The following is a 20,735-nucleotide window of genomic DNA, read 5'->3' on the forward strand; positions in this document are numbered from 1 at the left end:
TGCCAAATACATCCTCACGTTAATTTAGGTAACCGGAACATCGACGCCATTTTATTGGCTGCAAGCTTGCGGTAGCTGTCAATTAGCTCGTTAGTCAAAGCACATCGCATATCACCCTTAACATTTCATTAATAATGTCCGCCGATACGATCATACACACAGTTCACCTACTATAAATACAAATAAGCGCGACGCCACAGCCTTCATCATCAAGATGGCCGCAACATCGCGCTTGTTTGATTGTCGTTTGATAGCCGTCAGCTAACTGACGTGACTTAATCCCAGAATTTAGCTGCAATCTTTTGTCCCTGATCAATCTTTGCCCACTGCTGAGCCTCCGTTAACTCGTTGCCTGAGTCACACGAAGCGAAGCCGCATTGATGGGACAAATATAACTGGTCCTTATTCAAGATTTGACTAGCTTGCGTCAGTAACCGTAGCGCGCGATCTTCATCATCTAAGGTATTGGTCTTACTGGATAACAGGCCCAAGACGACTTCCACATTCGGCCGGTCCTCAAGTACCTTGAGCGCTGAAAGATCACCGGCACGGTCATCGTCCCATTCAAGGAAAAAACGGTCGTAGTGTTGATCATGCAGGAATTTCTTAGCAATCGTATTGTAACTGCCTTCTGCAAAGTGCCGACTTTCATAGTTACCACGACAATTATGCGTCCAAACTTTCAACCCTAATTGATGGCCAAAATCAACTAACTCATTATTGGTGTTAACGGCCACATCAGCTAATTCTTGGAGACTACCATTTCCAGCACCAAAGGGATTTTGCTGATTATCACTGGCAAACACTTCCCACAAGCAGTCATCAAATTGAATGATTTTGCCACCCGCAGCCTGATAATCCGTTAAGAATTCTTTATACGCCCCGAGTAAGCCTGTATGCAAGTCATCAACAGTCTTGTAAACCTGGTCCGGGCCATATAACTTATCGATGTATCCAAACTCAACAAAGGCGTGCGCTGGGCTCCAGATCGTTAGTTTTACGTCATTACCATCGGCTTGTGCCTTAAGTTGCTGATAAATATCAATAAAATGATGATGCTTACCCGAAAGTGGCGCCGTGATTTCAATGCCAATATCTTTACGTGTTTCAAAATCACTGCCGTCATGATCGCGAAAATTATAACCTTCATCCGCAATAAACCGCCGAACACCACTAAAACCCCAAATAAAATCCAAATGCCACATTGATTTCGTATATTCGCCATCCGTTAGCACATCAATCCCATGCGCCTTTTCGGTGGCAATCACCGTCTTCACTGCCGCTGTTTCGGCAGCCTGGTAACCCGGCAAAGCCTCATAGAATGGATATTGAATATCGTCACGATGTTCGATTTGATTCTTATAAGTGAGTAAACTAGCCGGGCGTAAAAGTGAGCCGACCAATTGGAAATGTGTTTTTGTCATAATGTAATCATCCTCCGTGTCTGTCTTAATGAGTTTATTATAACAATCTGATTAGAAAATAGATAAGACTGATTGCATTGATGATATAATAGGCAATACCTATAACCTAAATAATTTATTCAATCACGCCAGCTACAATCATGCGTTAATTAGATACTGAAACCAGACATTTCTCAGGAGGTGCACTTAATGCGTATTCAACAATTGCGCTACTTAGAAAAAATTGCCACGACTGGCTCGATCAACGAGGCAGCCAAACAGTTATTTATCAGCCAACCCTCACTATCCCAAGCAATGAAAGAACTCGAAAAGGAATATCAAGTACAACTGTTTTATCGTCATAAAACGGGGATCACTTTGACAGATGCGGGCCGTGAATTCATTAACTATTCTCGCAGTGTCCTCGACCAAGTTAATTTACTCAACGAACATTTTGGTCAGGGAACCGTTCGCAAGCGTATCTTTAGTGTCTCTGCGCAACACTATGCGTTTGTCGTGAACGCCTTTGTCGAATTAGTCAAGGAAATTGGTGGCGATACCTATCAGTTCACATTACGCGAGACTGAAACGGCCAACGTGCTCAATGACGTTCAGACTTTGAAAAGCGAGCTCGGCGTCATTTATCTTAATAAGTTCAATCAGACCGTGCTTAGCCGTTTGATTGCTGACAAAGACTTAAGCTTCGTACCGCTATTCGAGGCTCGCCCGCACGTTTTCGTCGGTCGTGATAACCCATTAACGCACAAGCAAGAACTGACTTTGGATGACCTACGAGACTATCCCTACCTTTCTTATGAGCAGGGCGATACGAGTTCCTTTTATTTTGCAGAAGAAATCCTCAGTACGCTGCCTCATAAAAAGCATATTCGCATCAGTGATCGGGCCACGATCTTCAACTTGATGGTGGGTTTAAACGGTTATACGATCAGTTCAGGCATCATCAGCAGTGAACTCAATGACGAAAAAATTGTGGCAATTCCATTAAAAGTGGACGATGCAATGACCCTTGGGTACCTGCGCCATAAGAAAATCGAATTGAGCGCGACGGCCCAGCGCTATTTGACACTGTTGAAACAGCACATTCAAGGATATGGCTTTGACGTTTTTAATGATAATTGACTGCTTGACACATGACGTGACTGAATTCATTTTCTTGTCAACAACAGCATACAGACGAAAAAATACGACATTCAGGTTGAATGCCGCATTTTAGTTTGGTTTAGCTACTCGTTTGTTTCAACATCCAATGCATGTTTACCCGCAAGCGCACGGCCAAAATCAGTTTCATCAAAATGATCAATGATTTGCTGAAGCGCGGTCGCACTTAAACTAGCCCCAAATAACGGACTACCGGGCTCAGTCATAATACCATCCGCCAGTCGGGGATAGCTAATGGGATCAAACCCAAGTGTCTCCACAAAGTGAGCTACAGTTGTTACGGCTTGGGGCTCATCACCAGCTACCAATAGGGCCTTCCGCGCCGGATCACCATTAGGTCTGGCGTCTTCTTGCAGATTGTGATAACCCATATGATTCAATGTTTTAACCAGATGGCTCCCTTTGAAGTATTGCTGGACTTGTTCGCTGGAGGACGTCTGGGGATCCAGAACTTCTTCCCGTACCCCATCCGTTTCCCACCAATAATTCATAGCGTCAATTACAAGTTTACCATCAAGCGCCGTAGCCGGGATTTGCCGGTAACGACTCAGCGGTAATGCTAAAATAATTAACTCACTGTTGGCGATGACATCCTGATTTTCCGACGCAATTGCACCCGGAACTAGTGTTTGAATCGTCAGTTCAATTTTGCTTACTTTGCCAGAGCCTGAAATGCGAACGTTATAACCGGCCGCCAATGCCAGTTCTGCTAAGACGATGCCAACTTTACCGGCGCCGAGGATGCCAACGTTTTTGACTGTCATTTAGTCGTCACCTGCTTCGCTTGTAAAATAGTTTTAACTTGTGGAATCACCTGTGTCGCATACAACTCAATCATTCGTTCACGTTGAGCCGCCGTTTGATTACCGGCGCCGTATACCAAGTCAAAGCGCCCCAGCCCCAGTGTTTCAATCGTCGTCGCGATCCGCTGGGCAACCACGCTCGGCGTCCCAACATAAAACGACCCGTACTTTGTTTCACGGTCAAATTGTTCGTGACTCATTGGCGCCCATCCCCGGGTCAATCCAATGCGATCAAAATTAGCTTTGATATTTTGATAAGCCACCGTCAAGGCCTCATCCTGATCATCCGCAATGAATCCATGTGAATGCACCGCAATCGGATAAGCTGGCTGATTGAACTTTTTAGCGGCTTCATGATACAGCTTGATATACGGTTTAAATCGGTCCGCCCGACCACCGATAATTGCAATGATGACTTTATAGCCAATCTTAGCCGCGCGAATAATTGATTCTGGTGAACCACCAATCCCAATGTAAGTCTCAAGTTCACCAGTAGCCGTCTTTGGATACACGTCTTGATTCGTTAACGGGGCCCGAAACTTACCCGACCAAGTCACTGGCTTTTCCGTTCGCAGTTGGTCATATAGTGCGAGTTTTTCGTTAAATAGGTCATCATAATCCGTCAGATCATAGCCAAATAACGGGAACGATTCGGTAAACGACCCCCGTCCTAACATCACTTGGGCGCGCCCATTAGACAGACCATCTAACGTTGCAAACCGTTCATAAACCCGAACCGGGTCATCGGAACTCAGCACCGTTACTGCTGACGCTAATTTGATGTGCTGGGTCACGGCAGCGGTGGCTGCTAACACCGTTTCCGGACTTGAGACACTGTAGTCTGGTCGGTGATGTTCACCAATGCCAAAAACATCCAGCCCATACTGATCCGCTAACTGACCTTCGCGCACGATTTGGCGCAATGACTCTCCCGCCGACTGTAAACTACCATCCGCGTTCGCCACAATATCCCCAAAAGTTTCTAACCCAAATTCTAGTTGATTAACATCAATCATCTTAATGCCCCCATTGCTTTTATTTTGCTTACTTTTAGTAAGTGATTGATGTTAATATATCGTATTATCTCTTTAAATGCAACTGATAGACACATACGCGACTTACTGTCATGATCTTAATATTTGTTGAACATCAATTACAATTTGCATACCGAATATTTATGCAAATAAACCAAGCGCATACCTGGTTGTATAATCATCCATTTACCAGCAATTCGCTCGAAACCAGCACGCTGATACAGTGAAATTAATCCACTTTCGGATTCAATTGTTTCAAGACACCACTCTTGAATGTTAGGAAATATTTTGGGTAGTTGCACTAGTGTTGCCAAAGCAAGACCATGCCGCTGATATGCTGGTAAGATCAATAACGGTGAAATTCGAGCAGTTTGGTCACGGGAATTAGTGATAATACGAATCATCCCCACATTTGCTGCGTTCTGATTAACAAAATAAGTTGCGCTCCCAGGGCGTCGCATCTTTGTTCGCCAACTGGTAATCGTTTCCAAATACGGGCTAGTCGCATCATCATGATACCGGTCATATAAAGGCTTAAAACTTACATGGATCATACTTAGTAACTGTGATTCTGCTGATAAGTCTGCTAACTGTAATTTAATTGGTAACGTCATGAGTCAACTTCCTTCCAATGATTATGTCAACTTAAACTGTACAAAGAACGTACTAACAACCAAGTCGGATCCTTATTACCGGTACGACTCAATTCTTATTATAGATACCAATAACGATCAACGAAAGTAACCGCATTCATTATCAAAATTGGCATCAAAAAAAGACATTCCAAATTAGAATGTCTTTCGAAGTTTTATCCTGTTTTAATTTGAAACAAATTTATATTAGCTCTGGGCCTGCCGTTGCGTCTCATGACTTTGCGCCCATAAGTTAATCACTAAAGCGACAATCATTAATCCGAACGCAACAATCATGATATTTTGTAGTCCGGTGTGTAAGATGCCACGCATCATCGGCACTAGGTGCGCTGGTAGCCGACCCGCCCGACTAGCATCACTTAACTGATTCATCATCGCCATGGTGATTTTACCATTCGATTGTGCCACCCCACTAGTCAAAGCTTGGTTCATGATTAGCCCAAAGATAGCCGTGGTAAACGTCTGGCTGAGCATCCGAATCAAATAACTAAACGAGGTTGCGACCGGGATATCACGTTGATCAGCGTCCACTTGCACTTTAACTTGTAATTCATTAAAACAAGCCCCGTTACCCCAGCCCTCAAAGAAACCTGCGAGTAATAAGACCCAGTATGGGAGTTTGACGCCACCAATCATTAATGGCACAAAGGTCAAGGTCAAAATGATGATATTGAGTGTCAAGACCCGGTGCGGTGTTAAGTGCCGACGTAACCAAGGAACTGATTCACTACCACCAAAGTTAGCGAACGCACTCGGAATCTGCGTGGCACCACCAATTAGTGCCGACGTCCCTAATAAGCCTTGCGCCCACATTGGACTATAAGTCAAGAAGGCCACAAAAGCGCCCCAAATGAGCACGAATAGTCCAAAATCAATAACTAACGCTGGATTCTTAAACAACCGGCCAGGAATAACTGGGTCCACCGCCTGCCGTTCAACCACGGTCAAGCTTCCTAGCATGATCAAGGCGACGATAATCACAATCGCAACGATCCACAGCGACACCATGCCAATCAATTCGATCCCGCCAAGTAAGCTGATGATGCCGATCGCCATCAAGGCTGCTCCGGCACGGTCCATTGGTTTTAGATTATGTGGCCGCTTCGGTTCCTGATAAAAGATCTGTAGCAACACGGCCGATAAAATTCCAATCGGCACGTTCAAGTAAAAGATCCAGTGCCAAGACCACACATCGACAATCACACCACCGACCATGGGGCCAATAATCGTTGCCATACTAAAGCAAGCCGAGACTAGTCCCAGTGCCCGCATTCGATCACGCGGATTCTTAAAAATATCCGCATACATGATGTAAGGTAAGGAAATCATCCCCCCGTTGCCGAGACCCGCAATCCCCCGAGCAATAATCAAAAACCAGATGTTGGGTGCTAATCCTTGTAGTAAGGAGCCGACAATAAAGAGTGCCGTCGTCATTTGATAAGCTCGCTTATTACCAAAGCGCTCACCCATTTTTGACCAGATCAAGGTCGAAACTGCCGTTCCTAGTAAGAAAACAGCGACGATCCACGCCATTAACCGTAGACCGTGTAAATCCGCAATAATTGCTGGTAGCGCCGTATTCACATTCGTACTATCGATACCAGCCATAACGTTCGATAGTAACAGGGCGCCCTGAACAAAATAAATGGCCCGTCGATTCACAACAAAACTTCTTTCTATAATTGCTAAACATCTCGTCAGTCGTTCAGCTAAAAGTTACCTCAATCCAACCCGTTGAAATTCACTATTTCATACTGATCAATTAACGCACAATTTCTAGTATACCGCTTTACCCCCATCGCAAGGCAAGTCTAAATCTTGATTTAAATTCATCATGAACAAGACTTTCCACTGCCGATTCATGAACCACCCGTGACAAGTCATTTTTGAGTCTAATTCGTAGATCCACCTCCATCTTGTCAAAGCTTCGTTGACGGTGCTGCATTAAAATTCCGCAACTAAAAAGGCGTAACCGAAAGCCATGCAGATTTCGGTCACGCCTTTTAAAATATACGAATCAGCTTTGAACTAATTCGTCTTTTCAATCAATTTCATTGCCGCATCGTAAGCCCGATCATTATCACTGATCTTATTAGCTAATTCAGTCTCGATCTTAGTCAGTGTCTGTTTATCGACCTTGCCATTGACCGTTAACTTGGCATGCTTTTGATACTGCTTGACCGCACTGGTGGTTGAATCACCAAAGTAGCCATTAACGGTTCCTTTAAAGTAACCTAAGGCTTGCAAGTACTTCTGGAACGTCTTGACATTGGGATTGACCTTGTCAGCTTGCAAGTCACTGACCTTGCTAATAACCGTCAAGCTTGCATAACTCGGTTCATCAGCTTTAACATCAGGTGTTAAGCCCTGCTTATTGATCCAAGTACCATTTGGTGTCAGCCACTTCGCGACCGTAATCTTCATTTCAGTCTTATCATTAAAAGTCGTCACCGTTTGAACGGTTCCTTTACCATATGACTGTGACCCGACCAGTTTAACACCTGCTGATTGATGCAAGGCAGCGGAGAAGATTTCAGCCGCCGAAGCACTCCCACCATCAATTAAGACGGTCGTTGGCTTCGTTTCTTTAAAGCCACCATCATACTTCTTGGATGCGGTGTATTTTTCGGTCGAACCATCGCGTGCTTGGACCTGCATGATCGTTTTACCGTTCTTCAAGAAGATCGAGGCCATCTTTAAAGCAGCTGTCATCAGGCCACCAGGGTTGCCACGCATATCGATGACTAACTTCTTGGCGCCCTTCTTATCGAGTGCCTTCAACGCCGTCTTAAATTCCTTAGCGGTATTCGTTGAAAAAGTCGATACCGTAATGTAACCAATCTTCTTATCGCCACCGACCAATTTATAATCAACGGTCGTCACTGGAATCTTCGCGCGCTTCAAACTAACGCTAAAGGTTTGACCACTGCGTTCGATCGTCAATTTGACCGTCGTACCGACCTTACCACGCATCATGTTAACCGCCTGTGTCAAGGTCTTACCGGCCACTGACTTGCCATTGACCGCCTTAATGATGTCCTTCGGCTTCAAGCCAGCCTTCTTAGCCGGTGTCCCGGCGATTGGCGAAATAATTTGAACATAGTTGCCTGACTTTTGAACCTGGGCACCAATCCCGGAAAACGAGCTGTCGATGGTGTCGTTAAGACTTTCCGTCTCACTCTTATCCATATACTCGGAGAACTTATCACCTAACGAGTTGACCATGCCGTTAATGGCACCGTTGGCCAACTTATTCGCATTGACCGGTTTGTAGTAATTCTCATTGATCGTTTCATAAACTGATTCGATCTTTTTCATCGCTTTACTAGTCTGTTGCATACTGCTGAGTTGGGCGTTCACTTGCCGGCCAATCAGCCAGTACGTCCCACCAACCCCAATGCCTAGTGCCACCACGATTGAAATAATATACGTCCATAATCCAATCCGGCGCTTGGGCCGCTGTTCCTTTTTCAAGTGTGAATTGGTTTGTTTGGGTTCCTCTGACATACCGAACGTCCTCTTTCCTACAAATTAATTTAAGCTTCACTCGCCAAATAGGCCTGCCATGCGTCATCAAAAACCGTCATCGTTGGAAGATAGCTAGCATTCAGCTCTAAATATTGTGAAAGCTCATGAAAATCCTTACTTTGTTTTGGAAATGATTGATCCAAAAACGCGTTATTCGCAAATTCGGCGATGGCATCGGTACTGTCTGGATTCCGCTGCGTCATCAAAAATGTGTAAAATGTTTTGTGCATGAATTCACCCCTTTATTCACTCGTCTTTGGAATGTGCATTTCAAACTTAAATTGATCATTTTTCAAATCAAGCTTGTCAACACTATAGCGAACGTCGTGTTTACCGACCAGTTTATTCAAGTACAAGTCGATTGTCTTCTTCTTAGCGTTTAGCTTGACCCACTTAGGTGTCTTATAATTATTATTAATATAATTAATTACAAAACTGATTGGTAAGGACATCGTCCCCACTGATAAATTAGTCGCCTTGAGCGAAATATTACCATTATCGATGACACTTGGCTGCATTGTGATCACAAAGGACACATCCTGACCAAGCACCTTCGTCGTTCCTAGTAAATAGGCTCCAGTCGAACGCACTACGAACCGGTACTTCATATCCTGACCCTTTTGCAAGTCATTCAAATAATAACTAGCGAGCGCGTTCAGTTGTTGCCGATTCATTGTAATTGGAACACTAGCGGCATCCGTATTACTGGCAGCCGTTAGACTCGTACTTTCACTTGGCGAGCGTAAGACCTGCGTCCCCATATAGGCACCCGTTCCCACGATCAACGCAATTAAAGCCACGGCGACCCATTTCCAAATATTGACTGGTCCGCCCGTCTTCGGCTGTTTAGGTGTTGGTGCTTGCTTAGTTCGTTGTGCTTCCCGCATCTCATTTCCTCCTTACTTCTTAATCAACCAAGCATCATGAGCCATCATGCCCTGATACAACTTGGTCGTAAACACACGGTAACCCCGTTTATTGGGATGGAAATTATCGGCCGTCGAGATTAAATCATTCGTCTTATTTTCAGTTTTCAAAGCCCCCGTGATTGCCTTAGAACTTGTTAGACTCGTTAAAGTCGTTGCACTAGCCGCTTGCTTCAACTTGCGAATCTGCGCCGCCGTCTGGTACTGGCCGTGTGACATGGTCCAATTGATATCCATAAAGTACGTGTGCTTATATTGACTAACCGTCGTCTGCGTCTGATCATTCCACTGGCTAATGTAATGCGTGATCGACGTCACATTTGGAAAGTTCACATAAATTGGATTATAGATACTAAAGACAAACACTGACGCGGAACTGTTCAAACTTTGTAATTTATTAAATAATTTAGTCAATTTATTGGCATATAACGTCTGTGCTTTGGCGACCGTGGCGTTGTTTTTCGCCGTATTGTTAGAAGTTAGTGACCCTTCCAGCGTTTGTAGAAGATCATTACCACCCACCGTCACGGTAATCACATCCGCCTTGGCAATTTTTTGTTGTAACGCTGTCGACTTATTAATACGTGCTAAAATCTGGTCACTCCGATCACCGGACTTACCGGCATTCGTGGTCGTTACCTTGAGCTTTTGCTTAGTTGACAACGTCTTTTTGATTTGACCGACATAGCCGCCCTCGGCCTCATCGCCGACTCCTTCCGTTAAGGAGTCACCCACAGCTACTAAATTAATTTTAGCTTTATGCTGTGTCTTGCTAGAACTTGCCTTTTTAGTCGTGGTTGGTTTAGTCGTTGCCGACTCATTTTGCGGATGTAGCAAGTAGTTGACCCCGAAAAACACCGCAGCCGCTAATACCGCAACCACTAAAATGACCTTGATTGTTTCTTTAACTTTGGACATTGGCCTCCAACCTTTCTAGCCCTTTAGTTGCCATTCCCGACCACTAACAACTCGTCGCTGAACAATAAAATGGTCACCATCCCCAACCGGGACGATCACCATTCGCCGTTAGTGCTCGTAGACAAGTTGTCTGTGGGCCCTTCGTTCACTTTACGCTAGCGCCTGCGTATGGTATTCCACGGCAAACGCCCCAGGGCCACCATGCGTTGCAATAATTGGCACCGTTGGTTGAACGCTAACTTTCAAACTTGGGAGTGCCGCTTGTAGACGCGCCCGATATTCTTCCACGCGCTCCGTGGCACCAACGTGTGAGATTGCAACTTCCGCCACGTTTGGCGTGGCAATAATATCTTCAAGAACCTTATCGAAGAACTTATTGATGGCTTTAACACCACGGCCCTTCATCTTCACATCTAAAGCGCCATCGTCAACTTCCAAGGCAATCTTAACGTTTAATAACGTACTGATAGCCCCGGTTAACCGACTAACACGACCACCAGCAACGAGGTTATTCAAGGTCATGACGCCCATGAATAACTTCGTATGGGCCTGAGTCGCATGGATCTGATCAATTACAGTTTGCTTATCAGCGCCACTTTGGGCTAATTTAGCAGCGTTCAAGACCTGAAAAGCCATCGCCCGGTCGGTTGTCCGCGCATCAATAACGGTAACATCGGTCTTCGTAATCGAAGCCGCTTGTTCCGCCGTATGCACCGTCCCAGAAATCGCTTCGAGCATGTTGATACAAATCACACTCGCGCCATCCGCACCTAACTTATCAAACGTCTCAATGAACGTCCCTAGCGCTGGTTGGCTCGTCTTTGGTAAAGATTTAGCCGTTGCCATCTTGTCAATAAACTCTTCACGCGTAATCGTCTCATCTTCCACGTAAATGGTGCCATCGATCATGACAGTCAACGGAATCACGGTAATATCGTATTTTTTTACCTCGGCATCCGTCAAATTTGCCGAAGAATCGGTCACAATCTTGATTTTCGTCATACTTTGCCACGCTTTCTTATGCTTGTAACGTTTAAACAATCGTTACAATAAATTAATGCTTTCAGTATAGCAGAAATCTGCCTAAGTTTCACGGTTGCCACTGAATTAACGGCGACGGAAATCATCAAATTCGTACGGATACTGATTTTTCTCATCAACCGTTCCGATTTGTTGGTGCACGAGTTGCCACTGCGTGTAATCCACGGCCGGCATCCAGGTATCCCCTTCAAAGCTTGCGTTGATGCGAGTCCGATATAAATAATCGGCCACCGGTAAGACAGCCTCAAAGACCACGGCCCCACCAATGACAAAAATTGGTTCATTCGGATGTGCTGCGGCTAGTGTTTGAATCTCAGCAACATTGCTTAACTGGTACACATCTGACGGTAACACTAAGTCCGACTGCTGCGAAAGCACCCAGTTCGTTCGCCGTGGGAGCGGCCGCTTAAAACCCATAAAAGTCTTACGGCCCATCACGACATGATGACCAGTCGTTAACGTCTTAAACCGCTGCATATCGGCTGGCAAGTGCCAAGGTAGCTGTCCCTGTTTGCCAATCAAGCCATTCTGATCTTCCGCCCATATCAAAGCTATCATCACAGCCCTCCTAAATCGCAACCGGCGCCTTGATTGCCGGTGCGGGATCGTAGCCTGTGAGCTTAATGTCACTCATTTGATAATCAAAGATACTCGTATGCGCACCACTTAATGTCAGTTGTGGTGCCGGCCGCGGCTGACGTGCCAACTGGGTCTTGATCTGTTCCACATGGTTCGTATAAATATGCGCATCACCCAGCGTATGCACGAATTCGCCGACTTCTAAACCGGTTTCCTTAGCAATCAGATGTGTTAGTAACGCATAACTCGCAATATTGAATGGCACACCTAAGAAGACGTCCCCCGAACGTTGATAGAGCTGGCAAGACAGCTTACCATTCGCCACATAAAATTGAAACAAGGTGTGACACGGCGGCAACGCCATGTTCGGCACGTCTTCCGGATTCCAAGCAGAAACGATCAAGCGACGAGAATCCGGATGTGTCTTGATCATCTCAATAACATTGGCAATTTGATCGATCGTCTCACCTTGGCGTGTTTGCCAGTGTCGCCACTGCGCACCGTAGACATCGCCCAAATTACCATACTTGGCCGCAAAAGCGTCGTCTTCTAATATTTGCTCATCAAAAGCTTGCAGCTGAGCTTGATAAATTGGTGCGAAATCTGGATCATCTAACCGCCGATGTTCAAAGTTCGTCATATCGGGACCTTGATAATCGGGACTCGTTACCCAGTTTTTAAACGCCCATTCATCCCAAATATGATTGTGATGTTGAAGTAAATACTGAATATTCGTATCACCGTGTAAAAACCACAGTAATTCGCTCTTAATCAAGCCAAATGGTACTTTTTTAGTAGTCAGCAATGGGAACCCCTGACTGAGATCAAAGCGCATCTGATAACCAAATACACTATAAGTCCCCGTGCCGGTACGGTCATCCTTATACGTGCCGTGTTCCAAAATGGTGCGGGCAAGTTGTAAATAACTATCTTCTAACATGCGATCATCCTTTCAGGCTTCTGCATACTGGCTGAGGTAATCCCAGCGATCCATCTTCTCATCAATTGCTTGCTCAGTCTTAGTCAATTCTTTTTGCAAATCAGCTAATTTGCCGTAATCACTAGCATTTTCAGCCATTGCAGCTTCAATTTCACCTTTATGAGTATCAAGTTGCTCAATGATCCCTTCAATCTTGTCATATTCCAGTTGCTCTGCGTAGGTTAGCTTAACCTTTACTTTTTTAGTTGTTGGGGTCGGGGCCTCATCTGCTGACGATTGATCAACAGTCTTGGTCGCAGACTTACTGATCGGTTTATTGACGTCCTTTTGATCCTTTAAATAACTGGAGAAGCGACCAGAATAACGTTCGATCTGCCCCTGACCATCAAAGATCAAGAGTTTCGTCCCCACTTTGTCCAAGAAATAGCGGTCATGGGAAACGGTGATGACGGTCCCCACAAAGTTATCGAGATAATTTTCCAACACCGTCAGCGTTCCGATATCTAAATCATTGGTTGGTTCATCCAACAATAGTACATTGGGTTGTTGCATTAACAATTTCAATAAATACAAGCGGCGTTGCTCGCCTCCTGATAGCTTACGAATCAAGGTTCCATGCATCGAACGCGGAAATAAAAACTCTTCTAGTAATTCAGTCACTGAAACATGCTCACCTTGTTTGTTGAGAACCGTTTCACCAACCTCTTGTAAGTAATTGATAATCCGCTTATCACCCGGAATCGGCTCGGTCTGTTGTGTATAATAGGCCATCTTGACGGTTTCACCAATCGTTACCGTCCCGCTATCGAGTGGTAGCCGGCCCGCAATCACGTTTAATAAACTAGATTTACCGGCACCATTAATTCCCGTAATCCCAATACGATCATTGGCCTGAATCAGCATTGAAAAATGATCGAGGATCGTTTGCTGTTCAAACTGCAAGCTGGCGTCCTTCAGCTCAATGACCTTCTTGCCCAAGCGTTGTTGTCCTAGCGAAATATCAACGTCACCGTCAACTTGAAGCGTATTTAAATTATCCTTTAAATCGTTGAATCGATTAATCCGGCCCTGCTGTTTCGTACTACGCGCAGGCGCGCCCGCCCGCATCCAGGCCAGCTCCTTTTTATACAGCTGCTGTTGCTTATGTTCAGCCAAAACGTCACGTGCGACCCGTTCTGCCTTAGCCTGAACAAAGTCTTGGTAATTGCCAGTATACTTATGCAGCTCACCAAACGACAATTCAAACATCTGATTAGCGACTTGGTCTAAGAAGTACCGATCATGAGTAACCACAATTAACGCACCTTTGTAACTGGCCAAATAGCTTTCCAACCATTCAATCGAATCAAAATCAAGGTGGTTGGTTGGTTCATCTAATAATAATAAGTCCGGTGACTGAATCAGAACTTGAGCTAGACCAACCCGCTTTTGCTGACCCCCGGACATCTGCTTGACCGTTTGTGTCAGATCCGTAATGTGTAGTTGCGTCAAAATTGTTTTAACGTCACTTTCCGCCGTCCACGCATCTTCCTGGTTCATCTGGTCTTCAGCTGCTACGTAAGCCTTTTGGGTGACCGGATCTTCTGGCCGATCAGCATACGCTGCGAGTGTCTGCTCATAGTGGCGAATTGTCCGAAAGACTTGCTGACTACCAGCTAGAACGGCATCAATGACCGTCAGATTCTGATCAAGTTCTGGTTTTTGCTTTAAATAACCAATCGTATAGTTTTTCGGCATCACCAGTTGTCCGGCTTCAGGTGCCGTAATCCCAGCTAATACGTCTAATAAATTCGTTTTTCCGGACCCATTAACGCCAATGACACCAATCCGGTCATGTTCATTCACGATAAACGAAATATCATGAAATAACGTCTTCTCACCATAAGTTCGGGTCAGATTTTCTGCTCTTAAAGTTTGCATTCTTGCGATCCACCCTTTTTTTACATCGTTAAGTTCTATCTTAGCTAGAATCGACCTAAAACACAACTGACAAACGCGCAAATCAAAGTTAATATTTCTTAATGATCACAGTCTACTTTCCAAGTACGTTCATAAAAAAACTCCTGCAACCCATTTGGGCTCCAAGAGTTTTGTCACGAACTAATTTTTATGATCACCATAAACGTCAAAAACAGTTCGTTCGTCATCAACCACTAAGTGCAACTTACCTTCAGCGGTTAATGAGCTAGTCTGATAAATATTGTCGATACCATCAGCATCTCGTGGCTTAAATGGCAAATAAATTTGCTCGCTGCCCCGCTCATCGCCAAACAAAATATCAATTTTTTCAATATCTTGGTAATGGGTGACCCGTTCGAACATCCCACTGGTTACGGATGATAGCTGTGTCGTTTCGGGATCAATAGCATCTGCATCTGGTGTAAATTCAGCTTTAAATGACTTGCAAGGGTGAATGATGGTCATATGGCCACCCTTAATCCGGCCATAACTAGTCGTTACCCGGCCAATCCATAGGTCCGAGATATCTTGGTGATGAACTGTCCAAGTGTCACCATTCCGAAAATGAAATTTCAATGCTTCTAATGCTCGTTCCATTTAAATCACCTCATTGAATTAGTTTCACTTTAATCGTAACAGATTAATAGAAAATATCAATGATTTTTTGAATCCGCTACCATCGCCGCAAAATCAAGTAAATCGTCTTGTTGATTGGCAACTTTTTTAGTAATCACCGCCCGCAGGCAAGCGGTTAAGATTTGTCCCATCATCGGACCAGGCGTCACTAACTTCGCCTTCACTAGATCGCCGCCATTGATTGCCAATTCATGTTTATCGTGAATTGGCAAATCAGCGTAAGCCTGTGCCAATTCCGTCTGATTCTGACCAAAGCCCAAGATGGTTGCCACCTGATTAGCCGTTGTCAGCGCATCTAAGCCCGTGTAAAAGTTCTCTTGAGCAGTTAGCCGGCCAGCACGTTTTAACGCGGCTACGGCCTTAACAGCTGTCGTAACGTGACTAATCAACTCATTACTGGTCTTCCACATCTTTAACAATTGCCGCACTGCAGCTTCGTCCGTCAATTCCATCGTCCAACTAAGTAAGGTCCAAGTACTCTCAATACTCGTCAAATGCCAAGTCGGTAAGGCCACTAATTGACGTAACAGTCCTTCTTGATCAGCCATTGCTGGCATATAGCGATATAACCCAGTGGTCAACAGGCCCGTCAAGCCAGCGATTGGGTGTTGTCCCATCAATAATTTTTCCCACTCGACTCGCGTCCGTTCTACGGCAATCTTCGTCAGTAAAGTCGCATTATCGGCAATCGCTTGTTCAGTCTGTGGTTCAATAGTAAAGCCTAACTGGCTCGCAAACCGAACCGCCCGCATCATTCGCAACGCATCTTCATGGAAACGCGCCTCGGCTATCCCGACGGCACGCAAGACCCCTTGCTCTAGATCTGCTAAGCCATCGAATAGATCGATTACTTCACCATTAGCCGTCATCGCTAAGGCGTTGATCGTAAAATCACGACGCTTAAGATCGTCTTGTAATGACCGCACGAAGGTGACCTGATCAGGCCGCCGAAAATCTTGGTAGCCAGACTCAGTTCGAAACGTCGTCGTTTCATAGCCATTACCGTGGTCTAAGATCATCACCGTACCGTGCTCGATACCTGTATCAACCGTTCGTTTGAATAATTGTTTGACTTCAGCTGGAAACGCACTGGTGGCAATATCCACATCGTGCAATGGTTTACCCAAGATTGTATCGCGAACACACCCACCAACAAAGTACGCTTCATAGCCCGCCGCCTCAATCGTCTCAAGAATCGGCTTGGCTGCTTGAAACTCAGCTGGTAACTGCGTCAAGATCATAGTAAATGCTCCAAACCAACGAAGAGTTCATGATACTGGTTTACTTTTTCAACCGCCACTTTTACCCCAGTCATAAATGAGATCCGGTCAAATGAGTCTTGGCGAATCGTTAGGCCTTCACCAGGGCCACCAAACATGACTTCTTCGTGCGCCACTAACCCAGGTAACCGCACAGCGTGAATCCGCATGCCTTCATATTCAGCACCACGTGCCCCTGGTAAGGTTTCAGTTGCGTCAGGATTGCCTTGTTGTTTAGGCTGCCGCACTTCAGCAATCTTCTTAGCCGTACTAATAGCGGTCCCACTTGGCGAATCGATTTTATCGTCATGATGCATTTCGATAATTTCAACGTCAGGGAAGTACTTAGCTGCTTGTTGCGCAAATTGCATGAGCAACACAGCACTGATACCGAAATTAGGCGCAATTAACCCACCAACTTGCTTGTCCTTAGCTAATGCTTGCAAATCAGCAACTTGTTCATCGGTCATCCCGGTTGTCCCAATGACGGGTGAGATGCCATGGTTAAGTGCAAACTTAGCATTTTCATAAACAGCCGTTGGAATGGTAAAGTCGATCCATACCGTAGCATCCGTCTTAATTTGGTCTAAATCATGAAAGGCTGGAACGTCTTGATCCTTGAACCGATCATCCTCGTTCAAATTCTGTTCACTACTGCGAGCATCGTAGACCCCCACCAATTCAAAATCAGGATTATCAATAACCATTTGAGCAGCCGTGCTGCCCATCCGACCTTTGTAGCCGGCAACAATTACTTTTACCACAATAAATTCCTCCTCAAGATTTAAGCTAATTAGCACAATGCGTGTTACCTTACATTTTAGCAGACAATTGCCAAATTAGGCAGGAGAATCCTCACTGATTTCAGACAAGCTTCGACTTCCGGTCATAAGTTCGGTCACAATCCGCTTAAAAAGCGTCGCGGCTAATACCGATGCTACCGCCACAGCCGTGATTACTAGTCGTTAAATTGCCAAAAAGTGTTGGACTCAAAGCGATAATAACGCTAAGTCCAACACTTTCTAAATAAGATGCAACCGGCAATCAAGCAGGCCTCAGACCGCTATCACTATCAGATCAACGTTTCAATTGCAGCCAACACGCCATCATGATTATTATCATAAGGTGTGAGGTACGTTGCCATCCGCTTGACTGGCATAATCGCATTCTGCATCGCATAACTATAATCAGCTTCACGCAACATTTCCAGATCGTTGCCATTATCACCAAAAGCCGCTGTTTGGCTAGCGGTCACTTGCCAATGCGACTGCAAGTAAGCCAGTCCAGAAGCCTTATTGACGTGTGGTGGAATGACATCTAAACCATTCCCCCCGCTGACCGTCGCTCGCAAGCGGCCGGCAAATTGCTGGTTGATCAGATCCGCATGCGCATTGGCATCCGTATCCTGCCAACTAAAAGTGGCCTTATAGATATGGTCATCAATCGTTGACAATGACGAGACCACCTGCAACCGGCTCAAATAATAGCGCATAATCGGACTATCATCCTGTGGCCGAATGTAAGCAGCCTGTTTTCCTGAAATGGAGATTTCCGCACCAGCTAACGCGGGTTCATTTGCCACATAGGTTAATAATTCCTGATACAACGTCGGTTCAATCAGGCTTTCAGCCAAGACATTACCATGATTATCAATGACGAGACCGCCATTCTCGGCGACATACGTCAGTTCGCCCCTGATGCCCTCAAAAACGTCAATACAGTGTTGTAACTGATTGCCGCTAGCCACAACAAAGTGCTGGCCTTGTGCATTCATCTGGTCTAACTGTACCTGAAATCGGCCATGATCAAACTGATGATCATCTCTTAAAAAAGTGCCATCTAAATCGGTGGCAATAATCGCTACTTTCACAATGATAGGCTCCTTACTTAGATTGATGCTAAGTTTATTCTACCAGAGATGAAAGTGTTTTCAACTAGTAACCCTGATCTTCGTAATCTTCTAGCATTGCCACCATCTCACCATCATCGGGTTCAATCATCAGGTAATTGCGCAGCGCAGCAACTGTATCATCAGTCAAACCCGCTTCCCGGAAGAAGTAAATCGCCGGTTTAAGGAAATCCTTATTATGCTCAAAGAACGGGTACGCCGCCTCATAATTATCTTTTGCGGCCTGGAAGTGATCCAATCGATCGTTAGAGATGGCTAAGTTCCAATAAAACTGCGGGTCAAACTCATCGCTCTGTAGGTATTGATCCAATAATTCAATATTATCTTGATAACGTTCCCGCTGTACTAATAAATTGGAAAGCTCCAGCACAGTGGTTAGATTATCAGGATCGATACTCAATCCTTCACGCAAATATTTTTCAGCTAACTCCTGATCGTCTAATTTCAAGGCCAAGCGCGCCGTTTGCAAGTACAATTGTTCATTGTACTGATCAACGGCTAACCCTTCTTGAAGCGTCAATAACGCCTGATCTAGCTGGTGCAATTGCTCTTGTGCCTGAGCCAAGTATGGATACAAGGAAGCATACTGGTCATCTTGCTCCCGCAACTTATTAAAAATATCCACCGCTTTTTGTGGTTCCTTTAATTGCAAATAGGTGAACCCTAATTCAAACTGACTATCCGGCGTTAATTTAGCTGGCTTGATTTGTTCTAAATAACCGACTGCTTGTTCGAAACGACCTGACTCCGCATAAGCAACACCTAGTCGTTCAACTAAATTAACTTTAGAGAACTCTACTTGCCCTTGCTTGATCAAATCCAAGTAAAAGCGCGTCGCTTGACCATAGTTGCGAATCAGGAAATAAAACTCAGCCAGCGCAAACTCGACAATGGGTTCATCTGGTGCCAATTGATAGGCTTCTTTCAGTTTTTGTTCACTAACTTCAAATAACTCCTGGGTCTGATATAAATCTGCTTCAACAAGTAACGCCTGGATATAGGCCGGTGAATCTGGCTGGACTTGTTGTAAGTAGTCTAGCGCCAAATCCGTATCATCTTCATCAATCGCAATATCCGCGAGGCTTGTTCGCAAGTCATCTTCATCCGGATACTTTGCCAATAACTTCTTATAGACCCGCTCCGCCTGCTTCAAAAAACCGAGGCCGTATAACTCCTCAGCCAAACTATACAGTGTCTCATCATCATCTTTACGTAAAGCCCACGCAAAGTGTTTTTTGGCCGTATCAATTTGCCCGTTTGATAGTGCCGCGAGCATTTTTTCTGAATAACTCATTACACCCATCCTTTAAACCACCAAGTACCACTTCATTCAGACTTTGCGGTTACATTATTTATTTAACGGACCGCTTACCGCTTTCTTTACGAATCACGGCATCGGCTGTCCCGTCTTGACCTGACAGTCTATCATACCGCAGACGACAGCAAAAAAGCCAGTATAACGGTCGCTATACTGACTTTCATGTTTGCATTTCATTAACTGATATGCATTATTTAACTGCGTCCTTTAAAGCTTTCCCTGGCTTAAATGCAGGTACTTTGCTTGCAGGAATTTGGATTTCGTCACCAGTTTGTGGGTTACGGCCCTTACGAGCAGCACGTTCACGTACTTCAAAGTTACCAAATCCGATCAGTTGAACTTTTTCACCCTTTGCAAGAGTGTCTTGGATTGATGCAAAGACTGCGTCAACTGCAGCAGTTGCGTCTTTCTTCGTTAAGTTAGTTGCCGCAGCAACGTTGTTAACTAATTCAGCTTTGTTTGCCATGTTTGATTCACCTCCCCGTTACAGAGTGAAGGATCGCCGTGCTTTTTAACATCGTTGATCCAGATGATCATTTTTGAGTGGTCCAAAAATGAGAGAAACGATAACAAGCATCATTTCTTCATCAAAGATAGCATAGGAATGCCGTAATAGCAAGCTTTTTTAGCCTTTTTGACGAAAAATGCGC

The 20,735-nt window shown here is 44.9% G+C and carries 20 protein-coding genes; 1 reads left to right on the plus strand and 19 read right to left on the minus strand.

The genetic code is table 11. The features are described 5' to 3' along the window. Positions 1 to 275: 275 nt before the first annotated feature. Entirely contained in the window at positions 276 to 1,424 is a 1,149-nt protein-coding gene (locus tag RXV91_RS03415; RefSeq protein WP_316438676.1) for a cobalamin-independent methionine synthase II family protein, read from the minus strand. Between the two features lie 189 nt (positions 1,425 to 1,613). Here RXV91_RS03415 and RXV91_RS03420 point away from each other — a divergent pair, with 189 nt between their 5' ends. Beyond that, on the plus strand, positions 1,614 to 2,543 hold the full coding sequence (locus RXV91_RS03420; RefSeq protein WP_057717166.1) for a LysR family transcriptional regulator: 930 nt from the start codon (positions 1,614 to 1,616) through the stop codon (positions 2,541 to 2,543). Between the two features lie 104 nt (positions 2,544 to 2,647). Here the strand turns inward: RXV91_RS03420 and RXV91_RS03425 are convergent, their stop codons facing one another. The 18 genes from RXV91_RS03425 to RXV91_RS03510 form a co-directional block, all read right to left on the minus strand. Next, complete coding sequence (locus RXV91_RS03425) at positions 2,648 to 3,346, minus strand: NAD(P)-binding domain-containing protein (protein ID WP_316438677.1); 699 nt, start codon at positions 3,344 to 3,346, stop codon at positions 2,648 to 2,650. Beyond that, a complete protein-coding gene (locus tag RXV91_RS03430) occupies positions 3,343 to 4,401 on the minus strand; it encodes an LLM class flavin-dependent oxidoreductase (RefSeq protein ID WP_316438678.1) in 1,059 nt (352 codons plus the stop codon). The genes RXV91_RS03425 and RXV91_RS03430 overlap by 4 nt, the downstream gene beginning before the upstream one ends. A 137-nt stretch (positions 4,402 to 4,538) precedes the next feature. Continuing rightward, on the minus strand, positions 4,539 to 5,033 hold the full coding sequence (locus RXV91_RS03435; RefSeq protein WP_316438679.1) for a GNAT family N-acetyltransferase: 495 nt from the start codon (positions 5,031 to 5,033) through the stop codon (positions 4,539 to 4,541). Positions 5,034 to 5,258: 225 nt separating this feature from the next. Further along, on the minus strand, positions 5,259 to 6,734 hold the full coding sequence (locus tag RXV91_RS03440) for an MFS transporter (RefSeq protein WP_316438680.1): 1,476 nt from the start codon (positions 6,732 to 6,734) through the stop codon (positions 5,259 to 5,261). Positions 6,735 to 7,100: 366 nt separating this feature from the next. Next, positions 7,101 to 8,579 (minus strand): S41 family peptidase, encoded by a 1,479-nt coding sequence (locus RXV91_RS03445; RefSeq protein ID WP_316438681.1) that lies wholly within the window; start codon positions 8,577 to 8,579, stop codon positions 7,101 to 7,103. A gap of 29 nt (positions 8,580 to 8,608) precedes the next feature. Then, a complete protein-coding gene (locus RXV91_RS03450; protein WP_021731583.1) occupies positions 8,609 to 8,830 on the minus strand; it encodes a YozE family protein in 222 nt (73 codons plus the stop codon). A 12-nt stretch (positions 8,831 to 8,842) separates the two neighbouring features. Further along, a complete protein-coding gene (locus RXV91_RS03455; protein ID WP_316438682.1) occupies positions 8,843 to 9,487 on the minus strand; it encodes a YpmS family protein in 645 nt (214 codons plus the stop codon). A 12-nt stretch (positions 9,488 to 9,499) separates the two neighbouring features. Continuing rightward, positions 9,500 to 10,444 carry an SGNH/GDSL hydrolase family protein gene (locus RXV91_RS03460; protein ID WP_316438683.1) on the minus strand — a complete coding sequence of 315 codons (945 nt, stop codon included), beginning with the start codon at positions 10,442 to 10,444 and terminating at the stop codon, positions 9,500 to 9,502. A 150-nt stretch (positions 10,445 to 10,594) separates the two neighbouring features. After that, positions 10,595 to 11,446 (minus strand): DegV family protein, encoded by an 852-nt coding sequence (locus RXV91_RS03465; protein WP_021731586.1) that lies wholly within the window; start codon positions 11,444 to 11,446, stop codon positions 10,595 to 10,597. A 105-nt stretch (positions 11,447 to 11,551) separates the two neighbouring features. Beyond that, the gene (locus tag RXV91_RS03470) at positions 11,552 to 12,043 is read right to left on the minus strand and encodes a dihydrofolate reductase (RefSeq protein WP_316438684.1); all 492 of its coding nucleotides are present in this window, start codon (positions 12,041 to 12,043) and stop codon (positions 11,552 to 11,554) included. A 10-nt stretch (positions 12,044 to 12,053) separates the two neighbouring features. Further along, positions 12,054 to 13,004: a thymidylate synthase gene (locus RXV91_RS03475; RefSeq protein WP_316438685.1), complete on the minus strand. Its 951-nt coding sequence runs from the start codon at positions 13,002 to 13,004 to the stop codon at positions 12,054 to 12,056. A gap of 12 nt (positions 13,005 to 13,016) precedes the next feature. Next, positions 13,017 to 14,924 carry an ABC-F family ATP-binding cassette domain-containing protein gene (locus RXV91_RS03480; protein ID WP_316438686.1) on the minus strand — a complete coding sequence of 636 codons (1,908 nt, stop codon included), beginning with the start codon at positions 14,922 to 14,924 and terminating at the stop codon, positions 13,017 to 13,019. A gap of 180 nt (positions 14,925 to 15,104) precedes the next feature. Then, positions 15,105 to 15,560 carry a hypothetical protein gene (locus tag RXV91_RS03485; protein ID WP_021731590.1) on the minus strand — a complete coding sequence of 152 codons (456 nt, stop codon included), beginning with the start codon at positions 15,558 to 15,560 and terminating at the stop codon, positions 15,105 to 15,107. Between the two features lie 56 nt (positions 15,561 to 15,616). After that, a complete protein-coding gene (locus RXV91_RS03490) occupies positions 15,617 to 16,840 on the minus strand; it encodes a CCA tRNA nucleotidyltransferase (protein ID WP_316438687.1) in 1,224 nt (407 codons plus the stop codon). Further along, positions 16,837 to 17,622: a 4-hydroxy-tetrahydrodipicolinate reductase gene (gene dapB, locus RXV91_RS03495; RefSeq protein ID WP_021731592.1), complete on the minus strand. Its 786-nt coding sequence runs from the start codon at positions 17,620 to 17,622 to the stop codon at positions 16,837 to 16,839. Before dapB ends, RXV91_RS03490 begins: the two co-directional genes overlap by 4 nt. A 308-nt stretch (positions 17,623 to 17,930) precedes the next feature. Next, positions 17,931 to 18,728, minus strand: coding sequence for a Cof-type HAD-IIB family hydrolase (locus tag RXV91_RS03500; protein ID WP_316438688.1), 798 nt, complete (start codon positions 18,726 to 18,728; stop codon positions 17,931 to 17,933). Positions 18,729 to 18,792: 64 nt separating this feature from the next. Next, positions 18,793 to 20,061 carry a tetratricopeptide repeat protein gene (locus tag RXV91_RS03505; RefSeq protein WP_316438689.1) on the minus strand — a complete coding sequence of 423 codons (1,269 nt, stop codon included), beginning with the start codon at positions 20,059 to 20,061 and terminating at the stop codon, positions 18,793 to 18,795. 214 nt (positions 20,062 to 20,275) lie between these two features. Beyond that, positions 20,276 to 20,551, minus strand: a complete 276-nt coding sequence (locus RXV91_RS03510) for an HU family DNA-binding protein (RefSeq protein ID WP_003640587.1) — start codon at positions 20,549 to 20,551, stop codon at positions 20,276 to 20,278. Between the last annotated feature and the right edge of the window lie 184 nt (positions 20,552 to 20,735).

The sequence above is a fragment of the Lactiplantibacillus sp. DA1 genome, assembly GCF_032681335.1.
Taxonomy (GTDB): domain Bacteria; phylum Bacillota; class Bacilli; order Lactobacillales; family Lactobacillaceae; genus Lactiplantibacillus.